The organism is Streptomyces doebereineriae, assembly GCF_031845645.1.
GTDB lineage: Bacteria > Actinomycetota > Actinomycetes > Streptomycetales > Streptomycetaceae > Streptomyces > Streptomyces canus.
In genome coordinates this window covers 1-416 of record NZ_JAVREZ010000470.1, presented here as the reverse complement: position 1 = coordinate 416, position 416 = coordinate 1, and the positions used below count along the sequence as shown (strand labels likewise).

Below are 416 nucleotides of genomic sequence, written 5' to 3'. Positions count from 1 at the left end.
GGATATGTGTTCAACCCGCTGAGCCTGTACTGGTGCCACGATGCCGGCGGCACGTTGCGCTTCGTGGTGGCCGAGGTGCACAACACCTACGGCCAGCGTCACGCCTATCTACTGCCCGCCCACGGGCGCGCCCACGTGGCGAAGCGCATGTACGTCTCACCGTTCAATGCCGTCGACGGGCACTACCGAGTCCTGGCTCCCGAACCCGCCGAGCACGTGGACGTGACGATTTCCCTTCACCGTCAAGGCCATCCGGCCTTTGTCGCCACGCTACGGGGTGACCGCAGGGTGGCGAGCACAGCGGAGATCATGCGCCTTCAACTGGCCGCGCCGCTGGCCCCGCTGGCAGGGGCCCTCGCCATCCGCATCGAGGGGATCAAGTTGTGGCTGCGCCGGGTTCCCGTGATACCCCGGCC

General features: G+C 67.3%; 1 protein-coding gene. It reads left to right on the top strand.

Annotation, left to right across the window (positions count from 1 at the left end):
- A partial coding sequence (locus RNB18_RS52825) for a DUF1365 domain-containing protein (protein WP_311721155.1) occupies positions 1 to 416 on the top strand: 416 nt, incomplete at both ends.